At 74.1% G+C, this 17,182-nt stretch carries 16 protein-coding genes; 10 read left to right on the forward strand and 6 right to left on the reverse strand.

The genetic code is table 11. The features are described from left to right. Positions 1 to 132 precede the first annotated feature (132 nt). The 3 genes from ACFOSY_RS06160 to ACFOSY_RS06170 all read left to right on the forward strand — a co-directional run bounded on the left by ACFOSY_RS06160 (position 133) and on the right by ACFOSY_RS06170 (position 3,249). Complete coding sequence (locus tag ACFOSY_RS06160) at positions 133 to 1,401, forward strand: cytochrome P450 (protein WP_394305689.1); 1,269 nt, start codon at positions 133 to 135, stop codon at positions 1,399 to 1,401. Beyond that, positions 1,398 to 2,189, forward strand: coding sequence for an enoyl-CoA hydratase/isomerase family protein (locus ACFOSY_RS06165; RefSeq protein ID WP_394305690.1), 792 nt, complete (start codon positions 1,398 to 1,400; stop codon positions 2,187 to 2,189). The genes ACFOSY_RS06160 and ACFOSY_RS06165 overlap by 4 nt, the downstream gene beginning before the upstream one ends. Positions 2,190 to 2,319: 130 nt before the next feature. Further along, positions 2,320 to 3,249, forward strand: a complete 930-nt coding sequence (locus tag ACFOSY_RS06170; protein WP_394305691.1) for a GNAT family N-acetyltransferase — start codon at positions 2,320 to 2,322, stop codon at positions 3,247 to 3,249. 20 nt (positions 3,250 to 3,269) lie between these two features. Here the strand turns inward: ACFOSY_RS06170 and ACFOSY_RS06175 are convergent, their stop codons facing one another. Then, complete coding sequence (locus ACFOSY_RS06175; protein WP_394305692.1) at positions 3,270 to 3,962, reverse strand: SDR family oxidoreductase; 693 nt, start codon at positions 3,960 to 3,962, stop codon at positions 3,270 to 3,272. A 130-nt stretch (positions 3,963 to 4,092) separates the two neighbouring features. On the opposite strand from ACFOSY_RS06175, the gene ACFOSY_RS06180 reads away from it, so the two are divergent. Further along, complete coding sequence (locus ACFOSY_RS06180) at positions 4,093 to 4,701, forward strand: CGNR zinc finger domain-containing protein (protein ID WP_394305693.1); 609 nt, start codon at positions 4,093 to 4,095, stop codon at positions 4,699 to 4,701. Positions 4,702 to 4,801: 100 nt separating this feature from the next. Continuing rightward, positions 4,802 to 5,737: a pentapeptide repeat-containing protein gene (locus tag ACFOSY_RS06185; protein WP_394305694.1), complete on the forward strand. Its 936-nt coding sequence runs from the start codon at positions 4,802 to 4,804 to the stop codon at positions 5,735 to 5,737. On the opposite strand, the gene ACFOSY_RS06190 is transcribed toward ACFOSY_RS06185, so the two are convergent. Both ACFOSY_RS06190 and ACFOSY_RS06195 read right to left on the reverse strand, forming a co-directional pair. After that, the gene (locus tag ACFOSY_RS06190; protein WP_394305695.1) at positions 5,711 to 6,124 is read right to left on the reverse strand and encodes an SRPBCC family protein; all 414 of its coding nucleotides are present in this window, start codon (positions 6,122 to 6,124) and stop codon (positions 5,711 to 5,713) included. The two genes, ACFOSY_RS06185 and ACFOSY_RS06190, sit on opposite strands and share 27 nt — an antisense overlap. A gap of 75 nt (positions 6,125 to 6,199) precedes the next feature. Beyond that, positions 6,200 to 6,394, reverse strand: a complete 195-nt coding sequence (locus ACFOSY_RS06195) for a DUF2795 domain-containing protein (protein WP_394305696.1) — start codon at positions 6,392 to 6,394, stop codon at positions 6,200 to 6,202. A gap of 222 nt (positions 6,395 to 6,616) precedes the next feature. On the opposite strand from ACFOSY_RS06195, the gene ACFOSY_RS06200 reads away from it, so the two are divergent. After that, complete coding sequence (locus tag ACFOSY_RS06200; protein ID WP_394305697.1) at positions 6,617 to 8,095, forward strand: glutamate-cysteine ligase family protein; 1,479 nt, start codon at positions 6,617 to 6,619, stop codon at positions 8,093 to 8,095. Between the two features lie 24 nt (positions 8,096 to 8,119). Here ACFOSY_RS06200 and ACFOSY_RS06205 read toward each other — a convergent pair whose 3' ends face one another. Beyond that, complete coding sequence (locus ACFOSY_RS06205) at positions 8,120 to 8,839, reverse strand: FAD binding domain-containing protein (protein WP_394305698.1); 720 nt, start codon at positions 8,837 to 8,839, stop codon at positions 8,120 to 8,122. 240 nt (positions 8,840 to 9,079) lie between these two features. Between ACFOSY_RS06205 and ACFOSY_RS06210 the strand changes: the two genes are divergently transcribed. Further along, a complete protein-coding gene (locus ACFOSY_RS06210) occupies positions 9,080 to 9,817 on the forward strand; it encodes a D-Ala-D-Ala carboxypeptidase family metallohydrolase (protein ID WP_394305699.1) in 738 nt (245 codons plus the stop codon). Positions 9,818 to 9,936: 119 nt separating this feature from the next. Here the strand turns inward: ACFOSY_RS06210 and ACFOSY_RS06215 are convergent, their stop codons facing one another. Both ACFOSY_RS06215 and ACFOSY_RS06220 read right to left on the reverse strand, forming a co-directional pair. Further along, positions 9,937 to 11,193, reverse strand: a complete 1,257-nt coding sequence (locus ACFOSY_RS06215; RefSeq protein WP_394305700.1) for a lectin — start codon at positions 11,191 to 11,193, stop codon at positions 9,937 to 9,939. Between the two features lie 169 nt (positions 11,194 to 11,362). After that, positions 11,363 to 11,719, reverse strand: a complete 357-nt coding sequence (locus tag ACFOSY_RS06220) for a hypothetical protein (protein WP_394305701.1) — start codon at positions 11,717 to 11,719, stop codon at positions 11,363 to 11,365. 357 nt (positions 11,720 to 12,076) lie between these two features. Between ACFOSY_RS06220 and ACFOSY_RS06225 the strand changes: the two genes are divergently transcribed. The 3 genes from ACFOSY_RS06225 to ACFOSY_RS06235 are packed head-to-tail and all read left to right on the forward strand — an operon-like array spanning position 12,077 to position 17,104. Continuing rightward, entirely contained in the window at positions 12,077 to 12,742 is a 666-nt protein-coding gene (locus tag ACFOSY_RS06225) for a hypothetical protein (protein ID WP_394305702.1), read from the forward strand. Then, positions 12,739 to 14,940, forward strand: a complete 2,202-nt coding sequence (locus ACFOSY_RS06230; protein ID WP_394305703.1) for a bifunctional serine/threonine-protein kinase/ABC transporter substrate-binding protein — start codon at positions 12,739 to 12,741, stop codon at positions 14,938 to 14,940. The genes ACFOSY_RS06225 and ACFOSY_RS06230 overlap by 4 nt, the downstream gene beginning before the upstream one ends. Before the next feature lie 4 nt (positions 14,941 to 14,944). After that, positions 14,945 to 17,104 (forward strand): bifunctional serine/threonine-protein kinase/ABC transporter substrate-binding protein, encoded by a 2,160-nt coding sequence (locus tag ACFOSY_RS06235; RefSeq protein WP_394305704.1) that lies wholly within the window; start codon positions 14,945 to 14,947, stop codon positions 17,102 to 17,104. Positions 17,105 to 17,182: the final 78 nt, after the last annotated feature.

The raw sequence follows: 17,182 nt of genomic DNA on the forward strand, positions 1-17,182 counted from the left end.
ACTGCGGGCGCTTGAGGGGCAGTTGGCAAGCCCACGGCATGTGACAGGTGCAACACTCAACGACACATGACATACATAGTCGGAAGGGTAGGTTCCGGCGGTAACGGTAGCGTCCAGCCGAAGGAGCACCACGTGACCGCCGTTGGCGACATAAGCGGCCCCACCATCAGCGACCGCCGAGCCGTCATTTCCCTTCTCCGTCACCTTCGTTCGCCGGAGGGGCAGGCCGACCCCCTGCCCGTCTGGGAAGGGCTGCGCTCTCTGGGGGACGTGGTGCGCGCCCCCTGGGGCGCCTACTTCGTCACCTCGTTCGAGGCATGCAGCCAGGTCCTGCGGTCCAGGAACTGGCTGGTGCCGGACTTCGCCTGGCAGGAGCGGCAGCCCGACCCGCGCCGCTGGCAGGAGCTCGCCACCCAGGAGCTCACGGGCACCCTGTCCCGGATCAACGCCCCCTCGCACACCTGCCAGCGCCGCGCGCTCGGCAACCCCTTCGACCGCACCACCCTGGAGGGCCTGCGCCCGGCGGTCGCCCGGATCGTCACCGGCCTGCTCGACGGCCTGGAGGAGCGGCTGCGGGCGGACGGGGAGGCCGACTTCGTGCAGACGGTCGCCGAGCTGCTGCCCGTCCGCACGGTCGGCGAGTGGCTGGGCATCCCCGAGGAGCACCACGCGCACATCCTGGACTTCGCCCACCGGCAGGCGTACGCGCAGGAGCTCTTCCCGACCAAGGAGCAGCTGGCGCAGGCGGGGCAGGCCACGCTGGAGATGCGGGCCTTCTTCGGCGAGCTGGTCCGCGAGCGGCGGGCGCGTCCTGGCAACGATGTCCTCACCGGCTGGATCCGCCACTGGGACGCGCACTTCGCGGACGACCCTCAGGCCGCGGCGCGGGTGATCTACCACCTGACCATGTTCATCACCATCGCCTCGCTGGAGACCAGCGCGGTGCTGCTGACCAACGCGGTCCGCTTCGCGACCCAGGAGCCCGCCCGCGCCGAGTGGCTGCGGGCGCACCCCGAGCACATCGACGACCTGATCGAGGAGACGCTGCGCTACGACCCCCCGGTGTGGCTCAACTCCCATGTGGCCGCCGACGACACGGTGCTGGCCGGCACCCCGCTCGCCAAGGACACCACCGTGCACATCCTGTACGGGGCGGCGGCCCACGATCCGCGCCGCAACCCCGACCCGCACGTCTTCGACATCCTGCGCGACGGCGGCCACATCACGTTCGGCAGCGGCGCGCACTACTGTCTGGGCGCTCCCCTCGCCCGGTTCGAGGCGCGCGAGGCGATCGCGCAGATCCTGGAGCGCTTCCCCACGCTCCGCCCGGCCGGGCCGCCCGCCTACGACAACTCCCGTCTCGTCTTCCGCCGCATCACGTCCCTGAAGGTGACCGCATGACCGCATCGCCCCTCGCCGAACTCCCCGCCGACCAGGTGCTGAAGACCGTGCGCACCTACCGGCAGGGGCCCCTGCTCACGGTCGAACTGCACCTTCCCGAGGAGGGGAACGCGGTCGGCGACGCCATGCTGGACGACCTCCTCACCGTCCTCGACCACCAGGACCCCGGCGTACGGGTCCTGGTGCTGTCGGCGGCCGGGGACGCGTTCTGCCTCGGCGGCGACCGGCGCGAGTTCCCGCAGCACCTGGACGCCGACCCGACCGGCGACGGCATACGCGTCTCCGGGAAGAAGGCGCTGCGGGTGTGCGAGGCGCTCACCGCCAACCCGGCCGTCACCGTCGCCCGGGTCCAGGGCAGGGCGATCGGCGCGGGCGTGGGTCTGCTGCTCGCCTGCGACCTCCGGGTGGGCGTGGACACGGCCACGTTCCGGCTGCCGGAGCTGGCCCTCGGGGTGCCGCCCGCCTGGGGCGGGCTGCTCCCCCGGCTGATCAGCGAGGTCGGGGTGGCGCGGGTGCGCGAACTGATCCTCACCGCGCGGGTCTTCGACGCCCAGGAGGCCCTGGCTCTGTCCGTGCTGCACAAGGTGGTGCCGGCGGACGCGCTCGACGACGCGGTCATGGCGTGGGCGAAGCCCGTGCTGCGGCGTCCGGCGTCGGCGGTGCGGGTCACCAAAGCGATGCTCCAGTCCCTCGCCGCCCCGACCCGGCTCGCCGACGTCTCCCTGTTCGACCCGGAGCTGCTGACGGCGGTCCTCACCGGTCAGCGCGCGGCGGGCGCCGCCCGCTGACCCGGTGACCCGCGCACGGCGGCACCCGTCGGGAACGGGTGCCGCCGTCGTCGTGCGCGGACGCGGGCGCGGGCGCGGGCGCGGGAAAATCCGTTGCGCGGGGCGGGCCGCCGCCCGACGCTTGGTGCCCATGCCCACCTCCACGATCCGGCCCGCGACCCCGGCCGACGCCGCCGCCGTCACCGCCTTGATGAACCAGGTCGACGAGCTGGAGATCGGCCGCCCCGAGACCGATCTGCACACCGTGCTGGCCGACCTGGAGCATCCCGACACCGACCTGGAGCGGGACTCCTGGCTGGTGAAGGACGACGGACAGGTCGTGGTCTTCGGCCTGTTGTGGGACCCGTCGAGCGGTGAGCGCATCGACGTGGACCTCTACGCGCTGCCCTCCCACCAGGCGGACGCGGCCCGGACGCTGGCGGCGATGGAGGCCAGGGCGCTGGAGAAGGCCCGGGCCAACGGCGCCGCGCATGCCGTGGTGCACCTGCACCTCAACGCGGCGCCCACGCTCGACACCGGGCTGCTGACGGAGCGGGGCTGGCGGGTGGTCCGCCGCTACCACGTGCTGCACCGCCCCCTCGACCCCGCGCGGGACCCACTGCCCGAACCCCCCGCCGGCGTGCGGGTGCGCGCCTGCGTCACCGAGGAGGACCGGGTCCGGGTGCACGCCCTGTACCAGGAGTCCTTCGCCGGACACTTCGACTTCCAGCCGCGCTCCTACGCGGCCTGGCTGCACGATGTGGACGCCCGCGGGCTGGACTGGAACCTGGTGTGGATCGTCACCGCCGACGACCTGGGCGACTGCGGCTTCCTGATGGCGCGCGACGACCGCGCGGCGATGGCCTGGATCCGCAGCATCGGCGTCTCGCCCGCCGCGCGCGGCCGGGGTCTGGCCGGTCTCCTGCTGCGCCACGCCTTCGGGGTCTTCGCGGCGCGCGGCCGGGACACGGTGGGGCTCGGCGTGGACACGCGCAACGCGACCGGTGCGCCCCGGCTGTACGAGCGGCACGGGCTCACGCTGCACTACGCGGTGGACACCTGGGAGACGACGGTGCGGTGACCGCGGGGCGGTGAGACCGGTCAGGCCACCGCGAGTCCCTCGACGGGGCCGGACAGCGCGGCCTTGAAGTGCCGGGTCACCTCGTCGGCGAGCACCTCGCTCTCGCCCTTGAGCAGCGCCTCCACCACCTGGGCGGCGACGTCACGCGGGTCGTTCTTCGGCACGTCCAGGGCGCGGACCATGTCGGTGTCGGTGTAGCCGAGGTGGACGCCGACGACCTGGGTGCCCTGGTCCGCGAGCTCCCCGCGCAGGGAGTTGGTGAGCGACCACAGGGCGGCCTTGCTCGCGCCGTACGCGCCCGCGCCGGACGCCCACGACAACACCGAGTGCACGTTCACCAGCGCTCCCCCGCCCCTGCGGGCGAGCACCGGGGCGAACGCCTGGCTGACGCGCAGCGCGCCCAGGACGTTGATGTCGAACAGGTGCGCGACGTCGGCGACGCCGTTGCGCAGCAGGCCGCCCGGGATGGTGGCGCCCGCGTTGTTGATCACGATGTCGACGTCCGGCGCCTGCTCGGCCAGCCGGGCCACGGACGCCTCGTCGGTGACCTCCAGGGCCAGCGGCACGAGCCGCGGGTCCGCCGACGGCTCGGGGTGGCGGGCGGTGACGTACACCGTCTCGGCGCCGGCCTCGAGCAGCGCGGCGGCGAAGGCCTCACCCAGCCCCCTCTGGCCGCCGGTGACCAGCGCTCGGGCGCCCTTGATCTCGGTCATTGCTCTGCTCCTCGCATGGATGCACACGCACGCGCGTCGAAGCGCGACGGGGTGCGACGTAAGTAAAAGCGTTTTGCTTCTGTCGCCCACAGTGCGCCGAAATCGCGACAGAGTCAAGTACGATTGACCTATGTCATGGACCTCGACCGAGCGCTACTTCATCCGCCCCGCCCCGGGCGGGCTCGTGCTGGTGCAGGAGCTCCTCAACACCCGCGCCATCCCGCCGCACGGCGAGGACGTGCTCGCCGACGAGGAGAGCGGCGGCCGGTGGCTGCGGGACGTGACCGCCGCGTGGGCCGGGGCCCAGGGCCGGCCGGGTCCCTCGGGGGAGCCGCACGCCGGGGACCTGGAGCGGGTGAGGGCGCTGCGGGAGCGGCTCGCCGCCCTGGTGACCGGTGAGGCCGAGCCGGCGCGGGCGCCCACCGACGTCTCCCTGCGGCCCGCTCTGGACGAGGCGGGCCGGGTGGCCCTGGTGCCGGTCGGGAGCCCGGGCGAGTGGCTGGAGGCGTCCGTGTGGGCGCAGGTGCTGCTCGCGCAGACGGACGGCACCTGGCAGCGGCTCAAGCTGTGCCGGGAGCCGGGCTGCCGGTCCGCGTTCTACGACCGCTCGCGCAACAACAGCGGCGTCTGGCACGACGTCCGCCGGTGCGGGAACGCCGCGAACCTGCGCGCGTCCCGGGCCCGCCGCAGGCAGCGGACCGCCGGGGCGGCTGCCGGGGAGGCACGGGCCGGGGAGTGAAGCGGCGCACGGCGTCGGGGGGCGTGCCGTCTGCGAGAATGGGCGGCGTTCACCGGGCGCCCCGCACGCGGCGCCCCTCGTCGGTCCAGGAGCGTTCACGGTGTCGCCACAGCACGGAACCCGCTCGTCCGCGCACGGCGGCGGACGGCCCAGGCGGCGCGACCGGACGGAGCCCGGCCCGGACCGTGCGCCCGCCGTCGTGGACCGTGACGATCTGCGCGCCGACTGCTCCTCCTGCTTCGGCCTGTGCTGTGTGGCCCTGCCGTTCGCCCGCTCCGCCGACTTCGCCCGGGACAAGCCCGCCGGACGGGCGTGCGGCCATCTGCGGGACGACTTCGGCTGCGGCATCCACGCCCGGCTGCGCGACGAGGGCTACCGGGGCTGCACCGTCTTCGACTGCTTCGGCGCCGGGCAGAAGGTCTCGCAGGTCACCTTCGGCGGCACCGACTGGCGGCGGGATCCGGCGTCGGCGTCCGCGATGTTCGAGGTCTTCCCGGTCATGCGGCAGCTGCACGAACTGCTCGCCTACACCGCCGAGGCGCTGGACCTTCCGGCGGCCCGCCCCGTGCACCGCGAGCTGCGCCGGGCGCTGGCGCGGATCGAGAAGCTGACCCGGGGCGACGCCGAGTCGGTCGTCGCGCTCGACGTGAACGCGCTGCGCGGGGAGGTCAATCCGCTGCTGCTGCGGGCCAGTGAGCTGACGCGGGCACGGGTGCCGGGGAAGAGGAAGGATCACCGCGGCGCGGACCTGATGGGCGCGCGGCTGTCCGGGGCGGATCTGCGCGGGGCGAGTCTGCGCGGGGCGCTGCTCGTCGGCGCCGACCTGCGTGGTGCGGACCTGCGCGACGCGGACCTGATCGGCGCCGACCTGCGCGGTGCGGACCTGTCGGGCGCCGATCTCACCGGCGCCCTGTTCCTCACCCAGGCGCAGCTGACCGCGGCACGGGGCGACGCGGCGACGACGCTGCCGCCGTCGCTGGGCCGCCCCGCCCACTGGGCGCGTGAGGGATCAGCCGGCGGCGTTGTCGACGCGTAGCCGGACCTGCCGCTCCAGGCGCCGCAGGCTGTCGTCGAGGGCGCCGGTCACCTGCTCCTCGCCCGGGTCGTGGCCGCCCTCGAAGAAGGAGAGGTGCACGGTCACCTCGCTGGCCCCGCTGTCGATGCCGGCGACCTGGAGCCACCCGGCATAGCCGCCCTGTTCCCGTGTCCCCCATTCGATGCGCATCTGGTCCCGCTCGGCGCGCAGCAGGGCGGAGGTGTCCTCGTCGGTGCGGTCCTCGTGCACGGTCACGGCGGGCAGCCGCTCGGCGCGCACATGCAGGTCCGCGGGCAGCCAGTCACCCATCTGGCCGACGTTCGCCGCCTGGTCGAAGACCTGCTCGGGCGGGGCCGGCATCGTGTGCGAGCGCTCGTACTCGGTCATCGGTGCACCGTCCTCGGTCGGTCGCGGGCGTCCGGGGCCGGCCCACGGCGGCGGGCGGCGGCCCCGGCGCGCGGGTCATTCGTTGCCGAAGACGGCCTTCTGCACCTCGTTGGGACCGTCGAACCGCTTGGTCCCGGTCTCCGAGAGCTTCCTGACGAGGCTGTCGTCGGCGCCGTTGCTCTTCGCCACCGAGACGAGGTCGTCCTTGGCGGCGGGGTAGTCGGCGCCCTTGAGTGCCTTCTGCAGGTCGATCGGGCTGAGGTCGGCCATGGCGAGCCTCCCGTGGTGCTTCCGGCGCGGCGTGTCCGCGCGAGGACCGGCCGGGTACCCGCCGTCTGGCGAGCCGATTCACCTGTCACGCGGGTCCGGTCCGGACGACGGCCGGTTCCTCGGGGAGGATCCTGCGGGCTGACGGACTCGCGTGGTCGCGGACGCCCACCGGTGCGACGCTGGGGTGGTCAGGTTCCGGACGAACAGCCTGGAGGGAGACCGATGGGACGGGACGTCCCGGCGCTCACCTTCACCCGCGAGGACCGCCGCCGCTACCGGGTCAAGATGCAGCAGTGCCTCGACGCGCTCGCGCAGATGCTGCGCGAGTCGCGTTTCGAGGCCGAGCGGCCCCAGGTGGGACTCGAGATCGAGCTGAACCTGGTCGACGACCGCGCCGAGCCCGCGATGCGCAACACCGACGCGCTGGAGGCGATCGCGGACCCGGCCTGGGACACCGAGCTGGGCCGGTTCAACCTCGAGATCAACATCGCGCCCCGGCGGCTCACCGAGGGCGGTCCCGACGCGTGGGAGTCCGAGATCCGCTCCGCCCTGAACCACGCGGAGGAGCGCGCCCGTTCCATCGGCACGCACCTGATCATGACGGGCGTCCTCCCCACCCTGCGCCACGAGGACGTCGGGGAGGGCGCCCTGTCGGAGAACCCGCGCTACCGGCTGCTCAACGACCAGATCTTCGCGGCGCGCGGCGAGGACCTGCACATCGAGGTGACCGGCATCGACCGGCTGCGCACCTACGCGGACACCATCACCCCGGAGGCCGCCTGCACCAGCACGCAGTTCCACCTCCAGGTCGACCCGGAGGACTTCGCGGCGTACTGGAACGCGGCGCAGGCGATCGCCGGGGTGCAGGTGGCCCTCGCGGCCAACTCGCCCTTCCTGTTCGGCAAGGAGCTCTGGCACGAGACGCGGATCCCGCTGTTCGAGCAGGCCACCGACACCCGCCCCGAGGAGATCAAGGTGCAGGGGGTGCGGCCCCGGGTGTGGTTCGGGGAGCGGTGGATCACCAGCGTGTTCGACCTGTTCGAGGAGAATCTGCGCTACTTCCCCGCCCTGCTCCCCCTGTGCGACGACCAGGACCCCGCGGAGACCCTGCTGCGCGGCGACGTTCCGGAGCTCGGCGAGCTGACGCTGCACAACGGCACCATCTACCGCTGGAACCGCCCGGTGTACGCGGTCTCCCGCGACAAGCCGCACGTGCGCGTGGAGAACCGGGTGCTGCCCGCCGGCCCGACCGTCGCCGACACGCTCGCCAACGGCGCCTTCTACTACGGGCTCACCCGCGCTCTGGTGGAGGAGGAGCGGCCGGTGTGGTCGCGGATGTCCTTCTCCGCCGCCGAGGACAACCTGCGCACGGCGGCCCGGTACGGCATCGACGCGCGGCTGTACTGGCCCGGGATGGGCGAGGTGCCGGCGGCGGAGCTGGTCCTGCGGCGGCTGCTGCCGCTGGCGCACCGAGGCCTGGAGCTGTCCGGGATGGACGACGCGTGGCGGGAGCCGCTGCTCGGCATCATCGAGCAGCGCTGTGTGACGGGACGCAACGGCGCGGTGTGGCAGAAGGAGATGTTCCACCACATCGACGCGACCGCGCACTGCGGGCGGCACGAGGCGCTGCGCCGCATGACGCAGCAGTACATCGACTACATGCATCTGAACGCGCCGGTGCACACCTGGCCCGTGGAGTGAGGTGCGGGCGCCGGCCCCGTGCGGTCAGTCGCCGGCCCGCCGCAGGACGTCCGTCACCTCCCGCAGCACCGCCTCCCGCGCCTCGCCGGTCAGGCCGCTCAGGGCCGTGCCCTCCAGGGAGTCGAGCACCCGGCCCGGGTCCGCCGGAGCGGGGACGCTGCCGCTGACGACCTCGCCGCCGTCCCGTACGGCGGTGAACAGCCGCCGCCCGCCGACCCCTTCGGCGTGCACGGCGGTGGCGACCACCAGGGGCGGCGGGCCGCCCAGGTCGCCGGGCGCCTTGTAGTAGGCGCTGGCGAGCGGGCTGCGCCAGCGGAGGGCCAGCATGAGGGGGCGTTTGGCCACGACCTCCGCCAGTTCGGCCTCGTAGGTGCCGTCGTGGTCCATGACGGTCGCCCGCGCGTCGAGTACCAGCGCCGGGGGCAGGAGACAGCGCAGGGTGCTGCCGACGATGTTGCCGCCGACGGTGGCCGTCCGGCGCACGGCTCCGGTGCCGACGGAGGCGGCGGCCCGGCGCAGCACCTCCGGCACCCGCTCGTCGACCTGGTGCAGCAGCACGGCGGCCCCCAGGGTCTCGCCGTCCACCACGGTGGCCTCGGGCAGCCGGCGCAGGGACAGCGCCTGCTCCGGGAAACCGTCGCGCTGCCACTGGGCCCAGACGAGCGTGGCCCCGCCGACGGGCACCGCCCCCTCGGCCAGACACCGCCGGGCTTCGGACAGGGACGTGGGCAGACGCAGCAACACGGCGATCGACCTGCTTTCCTCGGCGCATGGTCCAACTGGGGCGGGACGTACGGCACTTCACGGGGAGGGGAGGACCGGCACCGCATTCTCACCAGCCGGCCGGGGGCGCGTACAGGGCTCACGCGTGCGAGGTGTGCTCCGGTCGGCACCACCTTGCGCACGGCCGCGTGTTTGCCCCATGGTTGACGCGCGTCACATGGCTCGTTGCTCACCCGATCCCGTACCGGAAGCGGAGACCGCATGTTGAAACGCGCACTGAGACTTGTGTTGTCTGTTGTCATGCTCATGGCCGGACTGGCGGCGGGGTCCCTCGCCACCGCCGGGACCGCGCACGCCGACGGCTGCTACACCTGGAACCGCACCCTGTCCCAGGGCGCGTCCGGCGCCGACGTCACCCAGCTCCAGATCCGGCTGAGCGGCTACCCCGGGTACGGCGCCGTGCTGGCCGTCGACGGCGAGTTCGGCCCGGCCACCGCCGCCGCCCTCAAGCGCTTCCAGTCCGCCTACGGCCTCACCGCCGACGGCGTGGCCGGCCCCAACACCTTCAGCAAGCTGTACGCCCTCCAGGACGACGACTGCACGCCGGTCCACTTCGACTACGCGGAGCTGAACCGCTGCAACTCGACCTGGGCGGGCGGCGCCGTGAGCGCCGCGACGGCGAAGGCGAACGCCCTGCGCACGATGTGGAAGCTGGAGGCGCTGCGGCACGCGCTCGGCGACCAGCCGATCCGGGTCACCAGCGGTTTCCGCTCCCAGTCCTGCAACAGCGCGGTGGGCGGCGCGAGCAACAGCCGCCATCTGTACGGCGACGCCGCCGACCTCGGCTCGGGACCGCACTCGCTGTGCACCCTGGCCAAGCAGGCCCGCAACCACGGCTTCAACGGCATCCTCGGCCCCGGCTACCCGGGCCACAACGACCACACGCACGTCGACCACCGCGGCAGCCGCTTCTGGTCGGCCTCGGCCTGCGGCATCTGACGCCCGCGCACACCGGGGAAACACCGAGGGGGTCCCGCACGGGGACCCCCTCACCTGCGACCGCACCCGTTCACGTGCCGTCGGGTCCGGCACGCCGTTCCCGAGGCGGGGTCACGGTGTCAGCCGACCGTCCACTTCTGGTTCGCGGTGCCCGCGCAGGTCCAGATCTGGAGCCTTGTGCCGTTGGCGGAGTTGTTGCCGGTCACGTCCAGGCACTTGTCGGCCTGCGGGTTGACGATGTCGCGGGCGGCGGTGACCACCCAGCGCTGGGCCGCGGTGCCGTTGCAGTCCCACAGTTGCACGGGCGTGCCGTCGGCCGTGCCTCCCGAGGCCACGTCCAGGCACTTGCCCAGCGCGCGGATCGTGCCGTCGGAACCGACCGTCCAGCGCTGCGCGGCGGTGCCGTTGCAGTCGTAGAGCTGGACGGGGGTGCCGTTGGCGGTGTCGGCCCCCGCGACGTCCACGCACTTGCCGGCGAGGCCGCGGATCGCGCCGCCGATCGAGGTGTCGCCGGTGGTCACCGAGACGTGGTCGACGAGGAGTTGCTGCGGGAAGACGGTGGAGCCGTCCGGGTCGCCGGGCCAGTAGCCGCCGACCGCGAGGTTGAGGATGAGGAAGAACGGCTTGTTGAACACCCACTGCCGGCCGCCCAGGTCGGCGGGCGTGCGGGTCTGGTAGACGTTGCCGTCCACGGACCAGGTGATGCGGTCCGGCGCCCAGTCGACGGCGAAGGTGTGGAAGGCGTCCGCGAAGGCCTGTCCGCCGGGCAGCGTGTAACCGGCGCCGATGCCGCCGGACCCGGAGTAGCCGGGGCCGTGGATCGTGCCGTGCACGGTGGACGGCTCGAAGCCGACGTTCTCCATGACGTCGATCTCGCCGGAGTCCGGCCAGTTGACCGGGGTGCCGAGCATCCAGAACGCGGGCCACATGCCCTGCCCGCGCGGGATCTTCATCCGCGCCTCGACGTGCCCGTACTGCGCGGTGAACTTGCCGGAGGTGTTGAGCCGGGCCGAGGTGTACTGGCAGGTGCCGTACCAGCACTGGTAGTTGGCCGGGTTCTCCTTGCGGGCGGTGATGACCAGGTGGCCCTGGCCGTCGAGCGCCGCGTTGTTGTTCCCGGCGGTGTAGTACTGCCGTTCGTGGTTGTTGACGTTGTCGCCGGTCTCGATCTGCCACTTCGACGAGTCGACCGCCGCGCCGGCGGGCCCGTCGAAGGTGTCCGAGAAGACGACGGCAGCCGCGGAGACGTCGGAGGCCCGGGCGGTGGAGCGGGCGGGCTCCGCCTGGGCGGTCGTGCCGGTCACGCCGGAGGCGAGGAGCGCGGCGGACAGGGCGGCGGCGGCCAGCCATCTGCGGCGCGTGCGCGGAGAGGACATGGCTCTCCCTTCCGTACGGCGCCCCGTGGGAACGGGTGCGCCGACCGTGGTGGGGGGTGAAGGTTCAACCACTTGATTCAAGATGTGAGATAAGGAGACGTCAACCCCCTGGTACGGACCAGGAATTCACATCGGACCGGGCCGGTCCTCCGGGCACCCCGGAGGGAGGTCAGGCCGTGGTGCCCCAGGAGGTGCGGTGGGCGCAGTTCGGGTCGTGCTCGGTCGCGCACGACGTCCACCAGCGCTCGCAGCACGCCGCCTCCACCTCGGCCCGGGCCACCGCGGCGGCGGCCGCGTCCCGCCATGCCGCCCGGCGCCCCTCACGCTCGCGCAGCGCGGCGACGGCCCGCCGTTCGTCGGCGATGACGGTCTCACGGACCACGCCCAGGACGGGCGCGAGGGAGGCGGCGGCCATGGCCAGGGTGGTCCAGGCCGGCACGGCGCCCCAGGTGCGCACCGTGCAGAAGGCGAGCCACAGGGCGACGACGGCGTACATGACGGTGAGAACCCGGCTGCCCCTGCTCATGCTCGTCTCCCCTACGGTCCTGCGGTCCGACGGACATCTGATGCCCCGGAAGCGTCACTCCATGACAGTGCGCCGAAATCGACCTCAACTCCCGCCCAGTGCGGGCGAGTTACTACCTACGCGGCGCCTCTTGCGTCACACTGCCTACGAGAAGCCGGGGCCGTTGGGGAGCGGGGGGGCTGGGGCATGGTCGCGCACAGACCGGTTGTGGCCGTGATGGCGGGGACGCTGATGCTGGTGGGGTGCACCGGTGGGTCCGACGGGGACACCGGCACCGACACCCGGAAGCCGTCGGGCAGGAGCAGCGGTACGGCGGGGGAACCCGGTTCCGGTCCGTCGTCCTCCGATCCGTATACCGTGGCGGAGGACCGGGCGCCCGCCACCCGGGCCGAGGCGGTCGAGTTCGTGCGCGAACTCCCCGTACGGCCGGACTACTTCGGCGCGGGTTACCGCGAGGGCGAGCCGTACGACGGCGATCCGGCCCGGTGGGCGGTGCTGGGCGAGGACTGCGTGTGGCGCCGCGAGCCGCTGCCGGACGGGGTGCTGGCCAGTCTCACCCGGGCGTTCGTGCTGCCCGCGACGAAGGACAAGGAACCCGTGCAGGTGTCCCTCACCGTCACCGTGCACGCGGACGTCACGGGAGGGCGACGGGACATGGCGGTGTCACTGGAGGAGTCGCTGCGCTGTCCCGAGCAGCGGCTCAACGCCACCCAGCGGGTCCGGGGGCTGTACTCGCAGGCCAATCCGTTCGAGGAGGAGCGCAACGCCATCGCCGACGACGACCTCGTGGAGTACGGGGAGTACCTGGTGGACGGGGACGAGCAGGCGCGTCCCTTCAACTGGTACAAGTACCGGCTCGGACCGGTCACCGTGGCCGCGACCGCCCGGATCGGCGCCGGACGCACCGAGGAGGAACGGAGCGCCGTCTCGTCGGAGGTGGCCAAGGGCGTCAGCTTCGTCGCCGCCGACATCGACCGGCTGGCCGGCGCGGGCGGGCCGAGCGGGAAGGCGGCGTCGCGATGAGTGAGCCGCTGCGATCCTCCGATCCCTCCCGCATCGCGGACTTCCGGCTGCTGCGGCGCCTCGGCGCGGGCGGCATGGGCGTGGTCTACCTGGGCCGCACCGACGCCGGACAGCTCGCCGCGGTCAAGGTGATCCATGCCGAGAGCGCCGAGGAGGAGGACTTCCGGGCCCGGTTCGCGCGGGAGACGGAGCTGGCCCGGCGGGTCGACAACCCCTGGGTCGTGCCGGTGCTCGGCGCGGACGCCGACGCGCGGACGCCGTGGCTGGCCACCGCCTTCGTCCCTGGCCCCTCGCTCGCCGAGGCGGTGGCCGCGCACGGCCCGCTGCCCGCGCCGGCCGCCCGGGTGCTGGGCGGGCTGCTCGCGGGCGCGCTGGCCGCCGTGCACGGGGCGGGACTGGTGCACCGGGACGTCAAACCCGGGAACGTCCTGCTGGCGCCGGACGGGCCGCGGCTCATCGACTTCGGCATCGCCCGTGCCGCCGACGACACCGCGCTGACGGCCTCGGGCCTGGTGGTCGGCACGCCCGGCTTCCTCGCCCCGGAGCAGGCGCGCGGCGAAGCGGCCACGTCCGCGAGCGACGTCTTCGCGCTGGGCTGCGTCCTGGCGTACGCGACGTCCGGCCGGCCGCCGTTCGGCACGGGTGAGCCGGACGCGCTGCTGTACCGCACGGTCCACGACGACCCGGACCTCAAAGGGGTGGACGGCGCGCTGCGGCCGCTGGTCGCCCGCTGTCTCGACAAGGACCCGGAGAGGCGCCCCACGGCGGCCGAGGTGGCGGGAGAGCTCGCCGAGGACGTCCCGGACGGCCCCGGCTGGCTCCCCGACCCGGTGGCCCGGATGGTCGCCGTGCGCTCCGCCGAGAGTCTCGCGCTGCCCGGTGTCGAGCCGACGGTCGTGGACGAGGGCGCGGAGGGCGCCGCGCCGGACGCCGCCCCCGAGGACGCCGTCCGGCGCCCGGGCCGGCGACGGCTGCTGCTGGCCGGCGGGGCGCTGCTGCTGGCGGCGGGCGGCACGGCCACGGCGGCGGTGCTCGCCTCCCGCGACGACGAGCCCGAGGGCTCCGGTACGGAACGCCCCGTGTACACGCTCGGCGTGCACTCCACCACCGGCGCCTCCACCGCCCTGTTCGACCGGGCCGTAGAGCGCGCGGCGCGCCTCGCCGTCGCGGAGCACAACGCCGACCCGCGCCGCGTCTACGACCTGGCGGTGCGGGTGGTGCGGGACCGCGGGGACTCCGGGAGCGCCCGGGAGGTGGCCCGTTCCCTCACCGCCGACCGGGACGTCGTCGCCGTCCTCGGGCCGGTCACCGAGATCGCGATGCGGACCGCGGCGAACGTCTACGGCGAGGCCGGGCTCACCCATGTGTCCAGCACCACGGGCCAGCAGGACTTCTTCCTGACGTCCCCGACGTCCTCGTTCCAGAGCGGCGCGCCCCATGCGGCGCTGGGCACCTGGATCGCCCTGCACGCCCTGGTGACCAAGCAGCTGGGCAGGATCGGCGTGCTGATCGACCGGTCGGGCGGGACGACCGTCCAGGACCAGGGCACTTTGCTGATCAGGCAGTGGCGGGACACCCTCGGCGCCGAGGCCGTGCCCGAGGTGGTGGCCGAGGAGACGGACGACGCGCCCGCGGCCGTGCGCTCCCTGCTGACGCGGGGCATCGCGTCCTTCGCCTATTTCGGTCCGCTGGACGCCACCGTCCGTGCCGCCCGGCAGCTGGCCGCGGCCGGCTTCGACGGGCCGTGCTGGATGCAGAGCCAGCTGTACGGCTCGGACTTCCCGCGGCGGGCGGGCGCCGCCGGTGAGGGCTGGTACGCGGTGACGGCGGCCGTGGACGCCGGCGCGCTGAGAACCGCGAAGGCGCGGGCCTTCGTCAAGGCGTGGCGCAGCCGGTTCGACTCCGCGCCGGGGCCGTACGCGGCCGAGGCGTACGACTCCGTGCGGATGCTGCTGGCGGAGTTCGCGCGGACGGTTCCGGCCCGCGGCGGGCGCCGTCCGGCGCGGGCCGCGCTCGGCGCCCGGATGGCGAAGGCCACGTACACGGGCGTCTCCCGTACCTACGCCTTCGGCGACTTCCACGAGTACAAGAGCGACAACCCGGGCTGGCTGAACAGCACGTACGTCCACCAGGTGCACGACGGGCGGTTCACGCAGCGGGGTTCGCTCGCGGACCTTCAGCGCGCGACGGAGGCCTAGGGGCATGGAGCGGCTGCGGCCGGCCGACCCCTCGGCCGTCGGCGGTCACCGGCTGGCGGCCCGGCTCGGCTCGGGCGGCATGGGTGTCGTCTACCTCGCGCGGTCCCCGCTCGGTGTGTGGTGCGCGCTCAAGGTCATCCGGGCCGAGCACGCCGACGACCCGGGCTTCCGGGCCCGGTTCCGGCGGGAGGCGGAGCTGGCGGCGCGGCTGGGCGGGCGGTGGACCGTGCCGGTCGTCGCGGCCGACGCGGACGCCGCCTCCCCGTGGCTGGCCACCGCCTATGTGCCGGGCCCGTCGCTCGCCGACGCCATCGCCCGGCACGGCGTCTGGCCCGAGGAACAACTGCGGCTCCTGGCCGCCGCGTTGGCCCAGGCCCTGGACGAGGTGCACACGGCCGGGCTGGTCCACCGGGACGTGAAACCGGCGAACGTGCTGCTCACCGCGGACGGCCCCCGGCTGATCGACTTCGGCATCGCCCGGGCGGTCGGGGCGACCGCGCTCACCGCCGACGGCTCGGTGGTGGGCTCGCCCGGCTATCTCTCGCCGGAGCAGGCCAGGGGCCGCACGGTGGGCCCCGCGAGCGACGTCTTCTCCCTCGGCTGCGTCCTCGCCCACGCGGCCACCGGCCGGGCCGTGTTCGGCACGGGCGGGGCGGCGGCGGTGCTGTACCGGACCGTGCACGAGCCGCCGGACCTGGACGGCGTGCCGCCCGGACTCGCCCCGATCGTGCGGCGGTGTCTGGAGAAGGAACCTGAGCGGCGCCCCGGTGTCGCCGAACTACGCGCGTTCTTCGGTGAGTTCACGGCGGACGGGTGGCTGCCGGAGGGGCTCCCGGCGCTGATCGCGGCGCAGGCCACGCGTGTGGTCGACCTGCCCGTGCCCGAGCCCACCGTCGTCGGCGGCGAGCCGGGCGGTCCGGGTCCGGGCGGTACCGGTCCGGGCGATACCGGTCCGGGCGATACCGGTCCGGGCGGTCCCTCCCTCACCCGGCGGCGTCTGCTCGCCACCGGGTCGGTGCTCGGCCTCACCGCCGCGGGGGCCGGCGCGTGGTGGCTCAGGTCCCGGGGCGCCCCCGCGCCTCCCCCGCCCGGCAACCGGCCCACGTACGTCGTCGGACTGCTGGGGCGCCGGGCGGACGGCGCCTTCACGGCTCAGGAGCACGGTGCGCGTCTCGCCGTCGACGAGCACAACCACGACCCCGCGCGGACGTTCGACCTCGTGCTGCGCACCGCCGACGACGGGGGCACCGCGGAGGGTTCCACGCGGGGCGCGGCCGGGCTGGTCGCCGGGCGGAACCTCGCCGTGGTGATCTGCGCCGGCACCAACGCGACCGTCCCCGCGGCCGTGACGGCCCTCACCCGCACCCGGACCACCGCGCTGGTGACCCGGGCCGACACCAGCCTGCTGGACAGCGCCAACCTCACCACCGCGCTGCTGCTGCGCCCGACCAGGACGGCGGGGCCGCCGGCCGTCCTGCGCCACCTCAACCGCGAGGTGAAGCCCGAGCGGGCCGTGGTCGTGCACGATCTCAGCGACGCCGCCGAGACCTCCGCGTTCGTGCGCGTCGTCACCGTGTTCGGCAAGCTCGACGCCCCGGCCGTGGTGGTGGAGGAGGTGGCGGCGAACGCGGGTTTCACCGCCGTCGCCCGGCGCATCGCCGAACGCCCAAAGGACGCCGTCCTGTTCGCGGGTCTGCGCCCGGAGCGTGCCGCTTCGCTGGACCGCGCGCTGCGGGAGGCGGGACACCGCGGGGCCCGCGTGGCGGACGAACCGGTACTGGGCGGACGCTTCCTCGCCGAGGCGGAGGGCTGGATGGTGGGCACCGCCTACGCCGACGCCGGCGCGGACCCGCGCCTGCGGACCTTCGCCGCCGCCCACCGCGAACTCCACGGCGACTCCCCCGCGCCCTGGGCGGCCGAGGCCTACGACGCCGTGCGGTTCGCCGCCCACGGCCTGGCCGAAGCCGGCGCCGACGGCCCCTCCGCCCTCCGCTCCGAACTGCTGCGCGCCCCCTGGCAGGGCATCACCCGCCGCTTCTCCTACGATCCCGGCGGCCAGTTCTACGACGCCGACCGGGACGGCGGCGCCTTCCTGTACCGGATCAGCGGCGGCGCCGCGCACTTCGTGGCCCGCGCCGACGACATCGGCGGCGGGGACGGATGACGGGGCAGCAGGTCACGGAGCCGAACGGGTGCGCTACATTTTGCTCGCCCTTGACCGCGATCACTCACCTTACGGAGC

Origin of the sequence: Streptomyces lusitanus, assembly GCF_042647945.1 — a bacterium.
In the GTDB taxonomy this organism is placed as follows: Bacteria; Actinomycetota; Actinomycetes; order Streptomycetales; family Streptomycetaceae; genus Streptomyces; species Streptomyces pseudogriseolus.

Coding starts and splice junctions, on each gene's coding strand:
- ACFOSY_RS06220 (WP_394305701.1), bottom strand. CDS start 11,719: ATGAGCAGGGGCAGCCGGGTTCTCACCGTCATGTACGCCGTCGTCGCC.
- ACFOSY_RS06195 (WP_394305696.1), bottom strand. CDS start 6,394: ATGGCCGACCTCAGCCCGATCGACCTGCAGAAGGCACTCAAGGGCGCC.
- ACFOSY_RS06215 (WP_394305700.1), bottom strand. CDS start 11,193: ATGTCCTCTCCGCGCACGCGCCGCAGATGGCTGGCCGCCGCCGCCCTG.
- ACFOSY_RS06230 (WP_394305703.1), top strand. CDS start 12,739: ATGAGTGAGCCGCTGCGATCCTCCGATCCCTCCCGCATCGCGGACTTC.
- ACFOSY_RS06175 (WP_394305692.1), bottom strand. CDS start 3,962: ATGACCGAGATCAAGGGCGCCCGAGCGCTGGTCACCGGCGGCCAGAGG.
- ACFOSY_RS06190 (WP_394305695.1), bottom strand. CDS start 6,124: ATGACCGAGTACGAGCGCTCGCACACGATGCCGGCCCCGCCCGAGCAG.
- ACFOSY_RS06170 (WP_394305691.1), top strand. CDS start 2,320: ATGCCCACCTCCACGATCCGGCCCGCGACCCCGGCCGACGCCGCCGCC.
- ACFOSY_RS06210 (WP_394305699.1), top strand. CDS start 9,080: ATGTTGAAACGCGCACTGAGACTTGTGTTGTCTGTTGTCATGCTCATG.
- ACFOSY_RS06180 (WP_394305693.1), top strand. CDS start 4,093: ATGTCATGGACCTCGACCGAGCGCTACTTCATCCGCCCCGCCCCGGGC.
- ACFOSY_RS06235 (WP_394305704.1), top strand. CDS start 14,945: ATGGAGCGGCTGCGGCCGGCCGACCCCTCGGCCGTCGGCGGTCACCGG.
- ACFOSY_RS06165 (WP_394305690.1), top strand. CDS start 1,398: ATGACCGCATCGCCCCTCGCCGAACTCCCCGCCGACCAGGTGCTGAAG.
- ACFOSY_RS06200 (WP_394305697.1), top strand. CDS start 6,617: ATGGGACGGGACGTCCCGGCGCTCACCTTCACCCGCGAGGACCGCCGC.